Consider the following 17,549-nt stretch of genomic DNA (forward strand, 5'->3'; position numbering starts at 1 on the left):
TTACCACAAGAAAGGGCTTTATTCATTAGCTAGGCAATAAAAGTTTGTTAGATCGGGTTTGAGTTGTTTCAGACTTCCAGACTTTGATAAACTAGTAGAGCAAGAAAAGTCTTTGAGGAGGCGGACACATGGCTAGTAAAAATTATTTAAAAACCGATCCGATCGCAAAGGAAATAGATAAGATCACGGTCGGCGATACATTCCAAGTAAGTGAATCCTTCAGACCACAGGATATTTTATTGTATATGGGTGTGACGGGAGATACGAATCCACACTATCTCGGTCAAGTACAAAAAAATGATGACCGCAAGATTAAAAACTTTGGCTTTGTACCAATCATCGCAGTAATGGGTGTGTTGACACGGACTGTATCGATGCACTTCCCAGGTGCCAACAACGCAATCGTTGAATTCAACTATTCGCAGAGTAAAGCCATCGAGATCGGTTCGACGGTGACATTCAGTTTCGAAATCGTTCGTAAGGAAGAATGGCGCTCAATGCTGATGATTCACGTGACAGGACTGAATGAAAAAACCGGTGAAGATAATATTTTGGACGCCATGCTTTCCGTCCTCGTATTCGATGAGAACGGTAAGAGCGCCTCTGAGAATATCGATGAAGCCGTACAGACGGTCAACCAGTCGAACGAGTACACGGAGCATATGAAGGAGGCACACGACGCACATGGCGACAACTAAAAAGAAATTAGTCCTTTTTGACGGCAGTTCGCTAGCTTTTCGCGCATTCTATGCGATTCAAAATATTGATAGCTTCACTAATAAGAATGGGTTGCACACGAATGCACTCTACACGTTCCATCGCATGTTGACGAAGATTTTAGATGATGAAAAGCCGGATTATGCGCTCGTTGCCTGGGATGCCGGCAAGACCACATTCCGTACCGAAAAGTATGCCGACTACAAGGGCGGCCGTCAGAGCGCACCGGATGAATTCCGCGAACAGATGCCATTCTTCAATGTAATGTTGGACGGTTTCGGTATTTCGCATTACGAACTCGTCAACTATGAGGCGGATGATATCATCGGGACGCTCGCTTTCAGTGTGCCAGCCGAAGCATACGATGTCGTCATTATCTCAGGGGATAAAGACCTCACCCAGCTCGCACGTGAACACGTGACGGTCAAACTCAATCGCCGTGGTGCGACCGATATGGAAGATTACACCCCTGATACCGTGAAGGAAAAATATGGGATTATCCCTGAACAGATTGTCGATCTCAAGGGATTGATGGGGGATTCTTCCGATAACTATCCGGGGGTTACAGGTATCGGTGAGAAGACAGCATTGAAGTTGTTGAAGGAATATGAAACGGTAGAAGGCGTTTACGATCACATCGACGATATTTCCGGTAAAAAACGCAAAGAGCATCTGATCGAAGACAAGGAACAAGCTTTCATGTCGAAGGATCTCGCACGCATTCGCACTGATGCGCCGGTTGAATTGACGATTGATGATATTGAAATGCGGGCGCGTGATGATGAAAAATTGCGTCAGTTTTATGAGGATATGAACTTTAATCAGTTCCTGTCTGAAATGGGCGGCGAAGCAGCCGTTAAATCGGAGACCTCGGTCGAAGTGCCCGAATATCAGGTGGTCACCTCAGCCGATGAGCTCACGGCTGACATGTTCAAAGGCGACGCCCAAGCTTTCTACACGGAAATGTTGGAGAAGAATTACCATGACGGCACCATGATTGCGGCAGCATGGGGGAATGCCGATAGCGTCTATGTAGCACCTGTTGACGTTCTAGTCGCATCGGATGTATTCCAAAACTGGCTGACTTCAGACGCACCGAAATGGGTATTCGATATGAAACGCCAGCGCGTGATGTGGTACTACCAAGGCGTTCAGATGCATGGTGTCACGGAAGATGTACTGATCGGCTCCTACCTCAGCCATTCGGAAGATTTGAGTGTCGACATCGCTAAAGTCGCAACGGCAGAAGAAATTTCTGGTTTCCCGACCGATGATCAAGTCTACGGTAAGGGTGCGAAGCGCGGTATTCCAAATGATGCAACCAATATGTACGATCACCTCGCACGTAAAATTCAATTGATTCAGGATCTCGTACCGATCGAACATGAACATCTTGAAGCGAAGCAGATGATGTCTCTGTACCGCGATATGGAATTACCGCTCGCTGATGTGTTGGCTGATATGGAGGAACAGGGCGTTCACGTCGATCAGAACGTGCTCGATGAACTCAAGATCGATTTCGACCAGCGTCTCAAAGACCTCGAAGGCGCCATCTACGAAGAAGCAGGACACGAATTTACGATTAATTCCACCTATCAGTTGAGCGATGTCCTCTACGGCGAAATGGGACTCCCACACGGTAAGAAGCTCAAAAAAGAGGGCGAAAATGGTGAGAAGTACTACTCAACCGCACAAGGTGAATTGGAGAAACTCCAAGGTGTTCCGATTGTCGATCTGATCCTGAATTACCGTCAGATTTCCAAACTACAATCGACGTACGTATCAGGACTCAGCGACTTTATTCATGAAGATGATCAGAAGATCCACACACGCTTCGTCCAGACATTGACGGCTACCGGACGTTTGAGTTCGGCGGATCCGAACCTTCAAAATATCCCGATTCGTAGCGACGAGGGACGTCAGATTCGTCGTGCCTTCATGTCCAAACATCCGGACTGGGTCGTATTGAGTTCCGATTACTCCCAGATTGAGCTGCGTGTACTCGCATACATTTCTGGCGACAAACATCTGAAGCAGGCCTTTATCGACGGCAAGGACATTCACTCGGACACAGCGAGTCGTATTATGAATGTGCCGATTGAGGAAGTGACCGCCAACCAGCGTCGTCAGGCGAAGGCGGTGAACTTCGGGATTGTTTACGGCATCAGCGATTACGGATTGAGTCAGAACATCGGTATTCCGCGCTACGAAGCGAAAGAATTTATTGATCGTTACTTTGAAACATATCCAAACGTGAAACAGTTCATGGATGAAGTTGTGAAACAGGCGCACACCGATGGCTATGTGGAAACGTTATGGCATCGTCGTCGTTACTTACCAGATATCAATAACCGTCGTTTCCAATTGCGCAGTTTTGCGGAACGTACAGCAATGAACTCGCCGATTCAGGGTACCGCTGCCGATATTATCAAGATCGCAATGATTCGCATGAAACAAGCGTTAGCCGAACGCGGTTTACAAGCAAATATGCTGCTTCAGGTGCACGATGAATTGATTTTTGAAGTACCGAAGGAAGAGGTAGATGAACTGACCGCACTCGTCAAAGAAGTGATGGAAGGTGCAGTCGACTGGGATGTGCCGTTGTTGGCGGACGTTAATGTTGGTGATACTTGGTACGACGCGAAATAGAACAGGGAGAGATGTAAATGCCGGAATTACCGGAAGTCGAAACGGTCAGACGTGGGTTGATCGAAACGGTGCAGGGCGCTGAAATTACGCATATCACTGTGAAATGGCCACGTATCGTCCAAGATGAATTTGGGATCGATGGATTTGCAGAGCGCATGGTCGGACAGGTGTTGGATACCGTCGAACGACGCGGCAAGTTTCTCTTCTTCTACTGGACGACAGACGGCTGGATCAGTCACTTGCGTATGGAGGGAAAGTGGCTAGTCGTTGATCAGCGTGATGAACCCGATGCTTATACGCACGTCATTATCGATCTCGCTGACGGTCGCTCCTTGCGCTATCGTGATGTTCGCAAGTTTGGGCGCATCCACCGTGTCGCACGCGATGCGATGCCAGAAGCGATCAATGCCTTGCAGCTAGGACCTGAACCGAGTGAATTGACGTTGGATTATCTCAGAGATAGATTTCAGCGCACAACGCGTGTGATCAAGAACGTCTTGCTCGATCAGACAGTCATTGCGGGTATCGGTAATATTTACTGTGATGAGTCACTGTGGCTCAGTCAAATTCATCCCGAGCGTCCCGCAAACGATTTGTCAGATGCGGAAATTGAACGACTGCGGCAGGCGATCCAATCCGTCATATCGCGTGCAGTCGATGCAGGAGGGACGACGATCCGCACGTATCAGAATACTTTCGGAGAGAATGGCTATTTCCAGCTGTCGCTAAAGGTATACGGCAAGGCGGGTGAACCGTGTAGCCGCTGTGGGACTATGATTGAAAAAATCAAAGTCCACCAACGCGGCACGTCCTACTGTCCGCATTGTCAAACGTTGGAGGAAATACATGACTAAAATTATTGGATTGACAGGTGGTATCGCAACGGGGAAGAGTACCGTGAGCGATATCTTCAAATCTCACGATATCCCAGTGATCGATGCCGATCAGATTGTCTATGACTTGGAACGCAAAGGTGAACCCGGTTTGCAAGCGATTGTTGATACATTCGGTGAAGCCTATCTGACTGAAGAAGGTGAACTCGATCGCCATAAATTCGGTGCAGAAGTATTTGCGGATGAGAAAATGCGTGATCGACTGAATGAAGTCTTAAAACCACTAATTCGCTCACGTATTGAGTCGGAAGTTGAGCGCGTGAAACAAACAAACATCCCGCTCGCTATATTGGATGTGCCGTTGTTATATGAAGGCGGTTATGAAAAACTGTGTGACATGATTGTCGTTGTCGCGGTAAATGAAAATACACAGAAAGAACGTCTGATAGAACGTAATCAACTCACCGATAGCGAAGCGACGCAACGTATCGCCTCTCAAATGTCGCTCGAAGAAAAAATCAAACATGCAGATCACATGATCGATAATTCGACAACCATTGAAAATACTAAACAACAAGTTGAGGAATTGTTAGAGAAAATGTAAATGAAAACTTATAACACCTACTCTCATGGGAGTAGGTGCTTTTTTATATAATACAAAAACGCTTTCGATAATAGATGTTGACGAAAAATAAACGAGATGATAATAAAAACAAAATTACGATAGCTAATTTTAGGGAAATTAGCATGAAAGTAACTGGAAACGGCTGATACGACGCCAGTCGATGTCGTAATGCTGGCTAGTAATACGGTAGATCCTAGAATCAAAACATCCAGTGCACTGAAGCCATCTTGAGAAGCACGAACTAATAGATGCGTGCCGATATTTTGTCCATCTGGGATGTTGGTTACGCTCGTGTGGTTTCCCATCCAAATGAGGAAAAAGTATATGATTCCAATCAAAGCACTAGCGATGGCAGAAGCATATAGAGAACTTTTGATAGCTGTTGTTGGTTTAGTAATCCCGCGTTGCTTAACGGTATTACTTAGGACAAGTGTAAAAGCAAGCGCACCGAGTGAATCCATAGTGAGATAGCCATCAATAAATCCTACCATGGAGCTGGTGACTCACTAAAACGGGGGATAGTCATTGTTGAAGGATTGCCTCTATAAACGACCAGACGACGAATAATGAGTATGCCGATAGTGATCAATAGTGCAGGAGTCAGATACTTACCAATGGCCTCTGAAATATCATCTGGTGACAGCGCAAGGAACATAGTGATTATCAAAAATACAAATGAAAAAAGCGCAAGTGACCATTTCATAAGATATCGTCGCCATGCGAGGAATTGTTGAAAAAGGACCAAGCATAATATAAACGATAGCGAGAAATATTACGGAAAAAATTGGATTCACTTGCTTTAGCAATCCAGGATATCCTTTTGTCGAGAGACTACCAGCAACCATCGTCATTAAAGGCAATCCAATACCTGTAATCATGAAACCGATCATTGCTGTTTGATAATGTGCACCAGATTCAAAGCCTAAACTTACAGGAAAAATAAGACTCCCAGCACCAAAAAACATCGCAAAGAGCATAAACCCAATAATCCAAATATCTCGCCACTTCATAAAGATTCCTCGTTTCTCTGTTTATTTTTTAAGATATAAAAAGTATATTAAATAGCTATCGGTAAACCAACAGTCTTTTTAGAATTATTTGCCAATTATAAATAAAATGTGATAGGCAGTTGACGATTTTGTCCATAAATTCTATAATTAATAACTGAAATTTTGAAATTGTCTAACTATTTAATTTTCACTAAAATTTGGAGGTATTTTTATGCCAACAAAATCAGAACAGATTATCGAAAAAGATCACCAGAGTTATGCACCGTCCGGTCGTATAGAGTATTACCCATTAGTTGTTGACCATGGGCATGGTGCGCGTATTGTTGATGTAGATGGTAAGGAGTATATTGATCTATTAGCCAGTGCTGCGGCGTTGAACTTAGGTGCTACACCAGAACGCGTCGTTGAAGCGATTAAGAAGCAAGCAGAGCAATTGGTTCATTACCTACCAGCATACACTTACCAAGAGAGTGCAGCTAATTTAGCAGAAAAATTAGTATCTATTGTTCCAGGTGATTTTGATAAATTAGCGACGTTTGGTCTATCAGGATCCGATGCGAATGATGGAATGATGAAATTTGCTCGTGCATATACTGGTCGTCAGAAAATTATTACCTTCAGTCGCGCGTATCACGGTGCAACATATGGCGCGCTAGCAATGTCAGCTATCTCACCAACCATGAATGAAAAAATTGGTCCAGGTGTTGCAGAAGTCTACCATATTCCGTATCCAGATCAGTATCGTGGAATGTTTGGCGCTGAACAGTCTCAGGCGGTAGATGAATATTTATCTCCATTATTTGAACTCTTTGAGACAATTTGCCCACCGGAAACAGTAGCAATGATTAATGTTGAGACGATTCAAGGCGATGGTGGTTTGCTACAACCAGTACCACATTACTTCGAGCGACTAAGAGAGATTTGTAATGAATATGGTATTGTTCTCGCTGTCGATGATGTACAGCAGGGAATGGGACGTACTGGGACTTGGACATCACCAGAACATTTTGGTTTTGAACCTGATCTTATCGCTTTCGGAAAGTCTCTTGCGAATGGTATGCCACTATCTGCCATTGTAGGGCGTAAAGAAATTATGTTGGCTTTGAAGAGTCCAGCGCATAGCTTTAGTGCAGCAGGTAATCCAATTGCCTGCGAAGCTTCTTTGGCATTAATTAAAACCATTGAAGACGAAAAGATTTTGTCTGAAACAACACGCAAAGGTGAACGGGTAGTTGAACGTCTACGAAAAAGTCAAAAACAATATGAATTTATCGGTGATGTACGTGGCAAAGGACTGTCTATAGGTATTGATATCGTCTCAGATAAAGAGAAAAAAGTAAGGGATCACGAAGTAGCACTTAAAATTGCAAATCGTGCGTATGATTTAGGTGTGTTAATAACAGTAATATCAGATAATGTTTTACGCTTTCAACCGCCATTGGTAATTACCGATGATGAATTAGATCGAGCATTGACCATCTTGGAACAAATTTTTGAAGAACTTTCACTTGGGAAACTTGAGAATCAAGTGATTTATGGTCAAGGATGGTAATGATTATTTTATTTAGTCCTCCTCAGGCACTGCGTGATTGCGGTGCCTTTTTCATTCGATAAAACTTGCACTTACAAGCTTAAAAAGGGATAATTAAAGGGAATACAAACTGAGTTTTGGAGGTGAATGTGGTGAGATGTCCAAATTGTCAAGAGAAGGGGACGAAGGTGATTGATAGTCGCCCAATCGATAAGGATACCGCCATTCGTCGTCGGCGTGTCTGCCCGAAATGTGATTACCGTTTTACGACATTTGAGCGTCTGGAGCGTCAGCCGTTGCTTGTGATTAAAAAAGACGGTAATCGTCAGGAGTTTTCGCGCGAAAAATTACTGCGTGGGTTGGTGCGCTCGTGTGAGAAACGCCCGGTATCTGTGGAACAATTGGAAGGCTTAGTTCAGGATATCGAGTTTGAGTTGGAACAAACGGGTGAGGCAGAAATTCCATCGCGTGAAATCGGTGAGATGGTGATGGATCGCCTGCCGAAAGTCGATGAAATTGCTTATATTCGCTATGCGAGTGTGTACCGCGATTTCAAGGATGCCTCTGTATTCCTCGATGAGATTAAACAGCTCAAGGAAAAACAGAAAAACGAGACAGAAGGACAAATCGAATTGCACTACGATGAATGAGCAAAATGAGAGGACGGGATAGTATATGGGGCAGCCACCCTGGGAAAATTTAAAACTGACCGACACCTTACAGGTAAAGCAGACAGATTGGCTCACAGATCTTGATTGGACGACGTTAGCGCGTTTGTACCTGCCAATCATCGGTAGTCAGTCCTACGCCTTGTTCCATGGCCTATACCAACTTTTACCAACGAAACAGTTCAAATCAGCTGTCATCCGTCATACGGATATTACGGATACATTTGTCTGGTCGGCGCGTACCTATGTGACAGCGCGTGCGCATTTAGAGGGGATTGGGTTGCTTGGCGTCTATCATCGCAAAGACGCTTACCAAGACCCGCAGTGGCTCTATGAACTCAGTGCGCCCGTCACGCCACAAGTTTTCTTTGAAGATGCTGTACTATCAACGTTACTGTATCGCGAGGTCGGCGAGAAACGCTTTAAACAACTGCGTGATTCGTTCTCGGTATCCTGGCCATCAGCGAGCCATGACGATTGGCAAGCACAGACGTACTCGTTTCGAGATGTGTATCGCTTTTCGCCGGAAGAAGCGGATGCGATGCCGGATTTGTCGAATGGTCAATCATTTATCCTAGGAACGGCACAAAAGGAACCTAATGCGCCCATCGTTATCGGTGATCAGTTCGATGTTTGGCTGTACAAGCAAACTTTGATGCAGCGGCATATTCCTGAACGAGCGCTGACAGACAAGGTGTTGGAATTGGCGACAGTGCTTCACGATCTCTACGGCTATGATGAAATGGATCTGGCGCGTCTGACGTATCGTGCGATGGATTTCAATCGGCAGCAAATCGACACCGATAAGCTGCAACAAAAAGCTTATGATTCGCTGCCTTCTAAGAAGAATCAAGCAACGACAGCCGCTTTACAATCGAATACGAATGACCCCAAGATTTTAGAAAAGTTAACGGTTGATCAGCGCGAATTGGCTAAAGAAGCGCGTGAGTATTCGGTGATTGATTTTGTCTCATACCTGAAAGAATCACGTAACGGTTATTTGACGAAGAGTGAACGTCAGATATTAACGGATATGGTGGCGCGTGATGGCTTATCTTCTGCTGTTATCAATGTGATGGCGTATTATTATCTGATTGAAATGGATAAACCAACGCTAATTCAAAATACGATGGAGCGTACGGAGAATGACTGGCTCAAACAAAACATCAATACGCCGGAAGCGGCACTGTATTATCTCGCGCAGCGCAACGAACGCCAGTCTCAAAAGAAGCGTCGTTATCACAAAAACAATAACTATAAAGAAATGATACCGGATTGGATGAAAGACGATCAATCAACGACAAAAAAAGCAGATAAACGACTGAAAGATCGCAGTGATGAAATTCAGCGATTACTCAATAAAGACAAAGGGGAGCGATGAGCATGAAAAATGTAGGAGACGTACTTTCGAACAAACAGGATACCTTGCGCTTGCATGACATCAATCCTTCTGAGCGTCGTGAATTATTGCGAAAGGAAGTCATCAACGATCCTGAAGTCCGCCAATTTTTCAATGAACATAAGGACGAATTGAGTCGTGAAATTATGAATCGCAGTATGTCCAAGCTCTATGAGTTTGTGAGTGAAAAGCGCCGTGCCAAGGAACATAAACCGCTCAAAATGCCGAACTATACGCCGAAACTCGTGATGGATGCGAATGCGATTACGGTGAAGTATGAACCGACCAAAGAGTTCCAAAATAAGCAGAAGGCGAAGGAACGCTATCAGGCGATTACCTTGATTGATCTGCCGAAAGACCTTCATGAGGCGACGTTTGAGAACTTTGATACGACGGAAGTGGAACGTCAGAATGCTTTAATTGAAGCGATAAAGTTTAAAGATAGATATCTTGCAGCGAAGAAAGATTCAAATCAAAGCGATCCATTCGTTCAATCCCCCTACATCTACGGCAATTTCGGTATCGGAAAGACCTACTTAATGGGTGCGATTGCGAATGCTTTTGCGGATCAGGGAATTAAGACGACGCTGGTGCATTTTCCACAATTAGTGACCAATCTGCGTAATAGCATCAATGATAATAAGGTGCAGGAACATCTTGACGAATTGATCAACTGCGAAGTGCTCGCGCTCGATGATATTGGTGCCGAGAACAATACCCCCTGGGTGCGTGATGATATTCTCGGTGTGATTCTCCAAGCGCGGATGAGTGCGCATCGCATTACACTGTTCACCTCCAACCTTAATTTTGAACAGTTAGAGGATCACTTCGTCCATACGAAGAATGGTGAGGAATCTGTAAAAGCGAAACGTCTCATGGAGCGTATTCGTTATTTCGCCAAAGAAGTTGAAATGAGCGGTAAAAATCGCCGCCACGACTAATTTCTTAGCTACTGTCCTATTGCATTTCAGCAAGTGAACGATTATACTACGAGTAGTTAGTCAATAATAGAAGATTTAATCGCAATCATTTAACAGAGACAAGCGGTAGGTGAAAGGCTTGAACGATTGCGGTGTCACCACTTCTTAGACTTTTCGACGAACGTATGATGTCATACCTAAGTCGGACGGGAGCGCCCGATATCACGTGTAATGAGTGTACGCTAATTATTGTTTTAGCGTATAAATTGGGTGGAACCACGGTATTAGATTGAAAGTTATCGTCCCTTTTCGAGTCATCGAAAAGGGACTTTTTTTATATAGAGGAGGAATTGTGATGGTTAAGGTAGTATTCCCAGATAACAATGAAAAGACGTTTGACGACGGCATCACTGGTCGTGACGTTGCGAAATCCATCAGTAACAGTTTGGCAAAACGCGTCGTTGCCTATGAATTAGACGGCGAACTCAAAGGTTTGGACGAACCGCTTGCGCATGACGGTAAGATCGCGTTGATCGATCCAAAAAACGATGCAACTAAGGATGAAGCATTGCGTATTCTACGTCACTCCGGTGCGCACTTATTAGCACAGGCATTGCGCCGTCTGTTCCCAAACATTCACTTTGGGGTAGGACCTGCGATCGAAGATGGTTTCTACTACGATACGGATAACGGCTCTGGACATCAGGTGACTGAAGAAGATTTACCACGTATCGAAGAAGAAATGCAAAAGATCGTGAAGGAAGATTTCCCAATCGAAGGGCATGAAGTTTCTTTTGATGAAGCCAAAGAAATGTTTAAGGACGATCCATATAAGATCGAATTAATCGAAGACCTACCAAAAGACGAAAAGATCACGGTTTACAGCCAAGGTGAATTTACCGACCTCTGCCGCGGTGGACACGTGCCGTCTACGGGTTACTTGAAACACTTCAAGTTATTGTCTCTTGCTGGTGCATACTGGCGTGGTGACTCTGACCGTGCCATGATGCAACGTGTGTACGGTACAGCTTTCTTCAACGAAAACGATTTGAAAGCCGATCTCAAACGTCGTGAAGAAGCGAAAGAACGTGACCACCGTAAGATTGGTAAAGAGCTCGATCTCTTCATGATTTCACCAAAAGTCGGTCAGGGGCTCCCATTCTGGTTGCCAGCAGGAGCAACGATTCGTCGTGAAGTCGAACGCTACATCGTTGACCGCGAAGTCGAAAACGGCTACCTACACGTTTACTCACCAGTGATGGCGAATACGGATCTCTACAAGACATCCGGACACTGGGATCACTACCGCGATGACATGTTCCCGCCAATGGACATGGGTGATGGTGAAGAATTGGTATTGCGTCCGATGAACTGTCCACACCACATTCAGGTCTTTAAACACCACAAACGTTCTTACCGTGATTTACCGTTCCGTGTGGCTGAACTCGGTATGCAGCACCGTTACGAAAAATCCGGTTCATTATCCGGTTTGCAACGTGTACGTGAAATGACCTTGAACGACTCGCACTTGTTCGTTCGCCCAGATCAATTAGAAGACGAATTCATCAGTGTATTACAGATGATTTTGGATGTTTACGAAGACTTCGGTATCAAAGACTACAGCTTCCGTCTCAGCTACCGTGATCCAGAAGACAAAGAAAAATACTACGATGATGACGAAATGTGGGAAAAAGCACAGGGTCAATTAAAAGGTGCTATGGATCGCATGGGCTTGGACTACTACGAAGCAGAAGGTGAAGCAGCTTTCTACGGTCCTAAATTAGACGTTCAGGTGAAGACTGCTTTGGGTAACGACGAAACGCTCTCTACCATTCAGATGGACTTCTTAATGCCTGAAAAATTCGACCTTACTTATGTTGGTGAAGACGGTCAGGATACCCACCGTCCAATCATGATTCACCGTGGGGTTGTCTCCACGATGGAACGTTTTGTTGCCTACTTGATCGAAGAATACAAGGGTGCATTCCCAACGTGGTTGGCACCTGAACAGGCTGTGATTATTCCAGTTAATGACGAAGCACACGGCGATCATGCGTTTGAGGCTCGCAACGAATTGCGTATCCATGGTATTCGTGTCGAAGTCGATGACCGTAACGAAAAAATGGGATACAAGATTCGTGAAGCACAGACGAAGAAGATTCCTTACCAATTGGTCTTCGGTGACAACGAAATCGCTGATGGTACGGTTAATGTTCGTCGTTACGGTTCGAAGAAAACGGAAACCATGCCTTGGGAAGATTTCTTGAACTTGATCGAAGAAGATATCGCGAACAAGAGCCGCAAAAAGGCTTAATTAGTTATTGACAGGCGGGCATTTCGATAGTATGATATTCTCTGTGAGAAAAGAAGCAGAAACCCCGTTTCTCACCTGAGTTGACAAGATACGTCCTCGGGTTGATATTATCAGTTGTTTTCGTATGGAAACATTGTGACGATATTCAAGACGGGTTTGTGCATGCAAGCCCGTTTTTTAGTGGCTATATGGACGTCTATCAATTAACAATGTGGAGGTGTTAATTATCGCAAAAGGGATGATTATTAACGAGGACATTCGTTCGCGTGAGGTTCGTGTTATTGATCCAAATGGCGATCAATTAGGTGTAATGGCAACAGATGATGCTTTGCGTAAAGCAGAAGATGCTAATTTAGACTTAGTATTGGTTTCACCAAGTGCTAAGCCACCTGTTGCGCGTATTATGGACTACGGTAAATACCGTTACGAACAACAGCGTAAAGAGCGTGAACAGCGTAAGAATCAGAAGACTCAACAAACGAAGGAAATTCGCTTGAGTCCAGCAATTGATGAGAACGACTTACAGACGAAATTACGTCAAGGTAACAAGTTCATCAAGAAAGGTGACAAAGTTAAAGTTTCCATTCGTTTCAAGGGACGTGCGATCACGCATAAAGATCTCGGGCGCGAAGTCTTACAGCGTTTCGCTGAAGAAATGTCCGATGTAGCCCAGGTCGAACAACAACCACGCATGGAAGGTCGTTCTATGCAGTTGATGCTCGCACCAAAAGATGATAAATAACGAAATCAGGAGGATTGAAAATGCCAAAACAAAAAACACACCGCGCATCAGCAAAACGTTTCAAAAAAACAGGAACTGGTAAATTAAAACGCAGCCACTCCGAACGTAGTCACCGTTTCCACGGTAAGACTAAGAAACAACGTCGTCAGCACAAACAACCAGCATTAGTACACGCAACAGATATGCGTCGTATTAAACAAATGCTCGATACGCACTAATCAGGATTATCTGAAGAGGAGGAAATTTAATGGCTCGTGTTAAAGGTGGAACAGTCACTCGTCGTCGTCGTAAGAAATACCTAAAACTTTCAAAAGGTTACTTCGGCGCTAAATCAAAACTTTACAAAACAGCAAAACAACAAGTAATGAAGTCGCATATGTACGCATACCGCGACCGTCGTCAACGTAAACGCGACTTCCGTCGTTTATGGATTGCACGTATCAATGCTGCAGCTCGCCAAGAAGGTATCAGCTACAGCCAATTGATGAACGGCTTGAAGAAAGCAAACATCGAAATCAACCGTAAGATGTTAGCTGAATTAGCAGTTAGCGATGCTGCTGGATTCAAAGCAATCGTTGAACAAGCAAAAGCGGCTTTAAGCTAATTTAAACGATAATATTGAGAAGCTGTACGATGAGCAGTCATTGTGCAGCTTTTTTTTATTTTTAATATGTGAAAGCGGTAAGTTAGTGATTTCAGTGTATGTTTAGTATACTTAGCGTGGTTTGACATGAACCGGAATGGTGTATGATCGACTATACTGATCACTACTGTTCAAAAATCGCAATGTTTAGACAGTATATACCCCTTATAATAAGTACTGTTATTTGAGAGAGGAGGGAGCCAATGATTGATTTAGACCACGTTTCAGTTGAATTTGATGGTACCAATGGCCAAAAAGTCGTGGCAGTTAATGATGTGACGCTCCATGTTGAAAAAGGTGAAATTTTTGGGGTTGTCGGTTATTCTGGGGCTGGTAAGAGTACATTGGTTCGTACAATCAATCAGCTACAAAAAACAACATCAGGGACAGTGACCGTAAATGGTGAGGATATTCAATTGCTATCTGAAAAGGCGTTGCGCGAAAAACGCAAAAAAATTGGCATGATTTTCCAACACTTTAACCTCATGCGCTCGCTCACTGTCGCTCAGAATGTGGCGTTCCCACTCAGAAAGTCCGGTTTAAGTAAAACAGAAATTAATCAGAAAGTTGATGAACTGATCGACTTGGTCGGCCTTAGTGAACGAAAAGATGCCTATCCATCGCAACTATCCGGTGGACAAAAACAGCGTGTTTCGATCGCTCGTGCATTGGCAAATGATCCGAACGTATTACTCTGTGACGAAGCAACGAGTGCGTTGGATCCGAAAACGACCGCTCAAATTCTTGAACTATTGAAGTCTGTGAACGAACGACTCGGTATTACCATCGTGATCATTACGCATGAAATGAACGTGATTAAACAGATCTGTGATCGCGTGGCTATCATGGAAAACGGGCATGTGGTTGAGCAGGGAACCGTGTTACAGATTTTTGCGGAATCGAAGGAACCCTTGACGCGCGACTTTATTGCCTCTGCCAACCCAGCCGAAAAAGGGATCGAAGACGTCCTGCATTCACCAGAGATTTACGGCCTACATGAAGGGCAGCCGGTGTACCGTTTAGAATTTGTGGGAAATACTTCAGGTGATCCGCTCGTCGCGCAGCTTGTGGAACATTATCACGTCTACACCTCCATTCTATTCGGGAATGTCGAGGTTATCCAGAATACGCCAGTGGGCACATTGCTTGTGACGCTGGATGGTGACGCTGAACATATCAAGGCCGCGCTTGAATATATTAAGTCTAAAGATATTCATCTCACTACGCATCAAGTAACGAATGGAGGTAAGCACTAATGGATTTTTTAGAAACATTACTACCTAATGTGATGGAAAGTCTCGATGTGATTGGTCAATCGACACTAGAGACACTCTATATGACGGTACTTACCTGTATTGTGGCTTTTACGTTAGGGATTATTGTCGGTGTATTATTAACGATCTGGATGCCGGGAGGATTACGCCCCAAGCCAGTGGTCTATAGTGTACTGGACAAACTCGTGAATATTTTCCGCTCGATTCCATTTGTTATTTTAATTGCATTATTGGTGAGCGTGACACGTTTCATCGTCGGTACGTCGATCGGTACAACAGCGGTTATAGTGCCAATGGTTGTCGGAACGATACCATTCTATGCACGAACCGTACAGAATACGCTGGTTGAAGTCGACAGCGGTGTGATCGAAGCGGCGGAAGCGATGGGGTTATCGACCTCACAAATTATTTTCCGTGTCTTACTGAAAGAAGCCGTGCCAGGGTTGATTCGTATCTCCGCCTTGACCTTTGTGAATGTGATCGGTCTCTCCGCAATGGCCGGTACAGTCGGTGGTGGGGGCCTTGGTGACTTAGCAATCACTCGTGGGTACCAACGTAATCAGATCGACATCACGTTAGTATGTACGTTCATCATTTTGATTATTGTCTTTATTGCGCAGGCGGTATCTGATAAGGCCGCAGAGCACTATGAACATTAGAAAGAACATTGGGATGGGCAAGCAATTGCTGATCCCTTTTTTTCGTTAACTGGAGGATTTTGTATTGAAGGGTTTTAATGATTTTAGCGATGCGACGGCAGTCAGTGAAGCCATTAAGCAGGGCAAATTAACACCGGTTGAAGCCGTACAACTGGCACTCGATGTCATCGAACGCGAAAACCAGCGTTCCAATGCTGTTGTATATGTACGAAAAGAGGAAGCATTGCGTGAGGCGCGAGCGCTGACTGATTTCAGTGCACCGTTTGCGGGGGTGCCGATTCTCATCAAAGATCTCAATCAGCATCTCGAAGGTACGCCATTAACGAACGGGTCTCGCATCACCAAAGATAATATCAGCAAGCATACGGATTTTTTCGTACAGTCATTACGCGATGCCGGCTTCATCATTGTCGGTGTGACGAATGTGCCAGAGTTCGGGTTCAAGACACAGACGGATTCGATGTTACATGGCGATGCGAAGCTACCGATTGCGCCTGATCATACACCGGGCGGTTCTTCCGGTGGTGCGAGTGCGGCGGTAATGAGTGGGATGGTGCCCGTTGCTTCAGCGAGTGATGCGGGAGGTTCGATTCGTGTGCCCGCATCATATACAGGGTTATTAGGTCTGAAACCGACACGCGGGCGTACGGCGATGGGGCCGGACTCCTGGCGTGGCTGGGGCGGTGCATCCATCCACTTTGCAGTGACACGCAGTGTACGTGATACAGAGCGTCTCTTACTAGCACTACAGACCGAACAGGAAGCCTCACCATTTCATGTGTCGTCACTGACTGAATCTGATATCCAGCAAGCAAAACATGATTTCAAAGATCTCCGTATTGCTTATTCTAGCTATAATCCTTTCGTCAGTGAGGATGCGCCTGAGGTGACGGCGTTGCTCGAAAAAGCTACAGCTGCATGTTTAAAGAATGGCATGACAGTCGAAGAGGCGGTACCTGCGATCGATCAGGAGCCACTGTATCAAAGTTATATGGAGATGAATGGTGTCGATACACTCGGCATGATTCACAGCTTCGAACAAGCACTGGGACGCAGTGTAACACTCGATGACATCGAGCCGTTTACCTGGGCGATATACCATTACGGTTTGTCACTGCCTAATTATAGTTTGGAACATGGGATCGCATTGTGGGATCAAGCGGCTTGGTCGATGGCACAATTCTTTGAAGATCACGACCTCTATTTCCAGCCGACGACGAGTATGTCATCACCACTTCGTGATGATATCCATGAAAGTGAAGACCTCAAAGAACGCATGCGACACTATGAGGAGTTATCTGATGAAGATAAATCACGTACGCGATTTGAGATGTACAATACCTCGCAGCGTCTCACATCCTATAGTTGGATCTATAACGTGACGGGACATCCATCCATCAGTATTCCGATTGGTCAGAATGCGGATGGCCTCCCGATCGGTCTTCAAGTCACTGCACCGAAAGGCCATGAAGACTGGTTACTCGCCTGTGCCGCATTCTTTGAAGCGCGCGGTGACTTCTATCAACCGACGCTTTAACTCATAAATACGAAAAGCTGTATCTAAC

16 protein-coding genes and 1 pseudogene are annotated in these 17,549 nt (G+C 44.9%); 15 read left to right on the forward strand and 2 right to left on the reverse strand.

Translation table 11 applies throughout. The features are described 5' to 3' along the window. Window positions 1–128 precede the first annotated feature (128 nt). The 4 genes from ACWOEX_RS00085 to coaE are packed head-to-tail and all read left to right on the forward strand — an operon-like array spanning window position 129 to window position 4,803. Entirely contained in the window at window positions 129–698 is a 570-nt protein-coding gene (locus ACWOEX_RS00085; RefSeq protein ID WP_455297228.1) for a dehydrogenase, read from the forward strand. Beyond that, complete coding sequence (gene polA / locus ACWOEX_RS00090) at window positions 685–3,366, forward strand: DNA polymerase I (protein WP_455297229.1); 2,682 nt, start codon at window positions 685–687, stop codon at window positions 3,364–3,366. Before ACWOEX_RS00085 ends, polA begins: the two co-directional genes overlap by 14 nt. Before the next feature lie 17 nt (window positions 3,367–3,383). Beyond that, complete coding sequence (mutM, locus tag ACWOEX_RS00095) at window positions 3,384–4,220, forward strand: bifunctional DNA-formamidopyrimidine glycosylase/DNA-(apurinic or apyrimidinic site) lyase (RefSeq protein ID WP_455297230.1); 837 nt, start codon at window positions 3,384–3,386, stop codon at window positions 4,218–4,220. After that, a complete protein-coding gene (gene coaE / locus ACWOEX_RS00100; RefSeq protein WP_455297231.1) occupies window positions 4,213–4,803 on the forward strand; it encodes a dephospho-CoA kinase in 591 nt (196 codons plus the stop codon). Before mutM ends, coaE begins: the two co-directional genes overlap by 8 nt. 23 nt (window positions 4,804–4,826) lie before the next feature. Here the strand turns inward: coaE and ACWOEX_RS00105 are convergent, their stop codons facing one another. Together ACWOEX_RS00105 and ACWOEX_RS00110 are read right to left on the reverse strand one after the other, a co-directional pair. Beyond that, a complete protein-coding gene (locus ACWOEX_RS00105) occupies window positions 4,827–5,315 on the reverse strand; it encodes a branched-chain amino acid transport system II carrier protein (protein WP_455297232.1) in 489 nt (162 codons plus the stop codon). Next, a pseudogene (locus ACWOEX_RS00110) lies at window positions 5,309–5,834 on the reverse strand (branched-chain amino acid transport system II carrier protein). The gene ACWOEX_RS00105 and the pseudogene ACWOEX_RS00110 overlap by 7 nt, the downstream one beginning before the upstream one ends. Window positions 5,835–6,045: 211 nt before the next feature. Here ACWOEX_RS00110 and ACWOEX_RS00115 point away from each other — a divergent pair. The 11 genes from ACWOEX_RS00115 to ACWOEX_RS00165 all read left to right on the forward strand — a co-directional run bounded on the left by ACWOEX_RS00115 (window position 6,046) and on the right by ACWOEX_RS00165 (window position 17,521). Further along, complete coding sequence (locus ACWOEX_RS00115) at window positions 6,046–7,386, forward strand: aspartate aminotransferase family protein (RefSeq protein ID WP_455297233.1); 1,341 nt, start codon at window positions 6,046–6,048, stop codon at window positions 7,384–7,386. A gap of 131 nt (window positions 7,387–7,517) precedes the next feature. Beyond that, window positions 7,518–8,015, forward strand: coding sequence for a transcriptional regulator NrdR (gene nrdR, locus ACWOEX_RS00120; RefSeq protein ID WP_455297234.1), 498 nt, complete (start codon window positions 7,518–7,520; stop codon window positions 8,013–8,015). A 25-nt stretch (window positions 8,016–8,040) separates the two neighbouring features. After that, on the forward strand, window positions 8,041–9,414 hold the full coding sequence (locus tag ACWOEX_RS00125; protein WP_455297235.1) for a DnaD domain protein: 1,374 nt from the start codon (window positions 8,041–8,043) through the stop codon (window positions 9,412–9,414). A 2-nt stretch (window positions 9,415–9,416) separates the two neighbouring features. After that, on the forward strand, window positions 9,417–10,373 hold the full coding sequence (gene dnaI / locus ACWOEX_RS00130; RefSeq protein ID WP_455297236.1) for a primosomal protein DnaI: 957 nt from the start codon (window positions 9,417–9,419) through the stop codon (window positions 10,371–10,373). A gap of 334 nt (window positions 10,374–10,707) precedes the next feature. Next, on the forward strand, window positions 10,708–12,666 hold the full coding sequence (gene thrS, locus ACWOEX_RS00135) for a threonine--tRNA ligase (RefSeq protein WP_455297237.1): 1,959 nt from the start codon (window positions 10,708–10,710) through the stop codon (window positions 12,664–12,666). A 238-nt stretch (window positions 12,667–12,904) separates the two neighbouring features. Further along, window positions 12,905–13,408: a translation initiation factor IF-3 gene (infC, locus tag ACWOEX_RS00140; protein ID WP_455297635.1), complete on the forward strand. Its 504-nt coding sequence runs from the start codon at window positions 12,905–12,907 to the stop codon at window positions 13,406–13,408. A gap of 20 nt (window positions 13,409–13,428) precedes the next feature. Next, window positions 13,429–13,626 (forward strand): 50S ribosomal protein L35, encoded by a 198-nt coding sequence (gene rpmI, locus ACWOEX_RS00145; protein ID WP_455297238.1) that lies wholly within the window; start codon window positions 13,429–13,431, stop codon window positions 13,624–13,626. Window positions 13,627–13,655: 29 nt separating this feature from the next. After that, window positions 13,656–14,012, forward strand: a complete 357-nt coding sequence (gene rplT / locus ACWOEX_RS00150) for a 50S ribosomal protein L20 (RefSeq protein ID WP_455297239.1) — start codon at window positions 13,656–13,658, stop codon at window positions 14,010–14,012. A 242-nt stretch (window positions 14,013–14,254) separates the two neighbouring features. After that, the gene (locus tag ACWOEX_RS00155) at window positions 14,255–15,307 is read left to right on the forward strand and encodes a methionine ABC transporter ATP-binding protein (protein WP_455297240.1); all 1,053 of its coding nucleotides are present in this window, start codon (window positions 14,255–14,257) and stop codon (window positions 15,305–15,307) included. Continuing rightward, window positions 15,307–15,984: a methionine ABC transporter permease gene (locus tag ACWOEX_RS00160; protein WP_455297241.1), complete on the forward strand. Its 678-nt coding sequence runs from the start codon at window positions 15,307–15,309 to the stop codon at window positions 15,982–15,984. Before ACWOEX_RS00155 ends, ACWOEX_RS00160 begins: the two co-directional genes overlap by 1 nt. Before the next feature lie 64 nt (window positions 15,985–16,048). Next, the gene (locus ACWOEX_RS00165; RefSeq protein WP_455297242.1) at window positions 16,049–17,521 is read left to right on the forward strand and encodes an amidase family protein; all 1,473 of its coding nucleotides are present in this window, start codon (window positions 16,049–16,051) and stop codon (window positions 17,519–17,521) included. Window positions 17,522–17,549: the final 28 nt, after the last annotated feature.

This window comes from Aerococcus vaginalis (assembly GCF_053762225.1).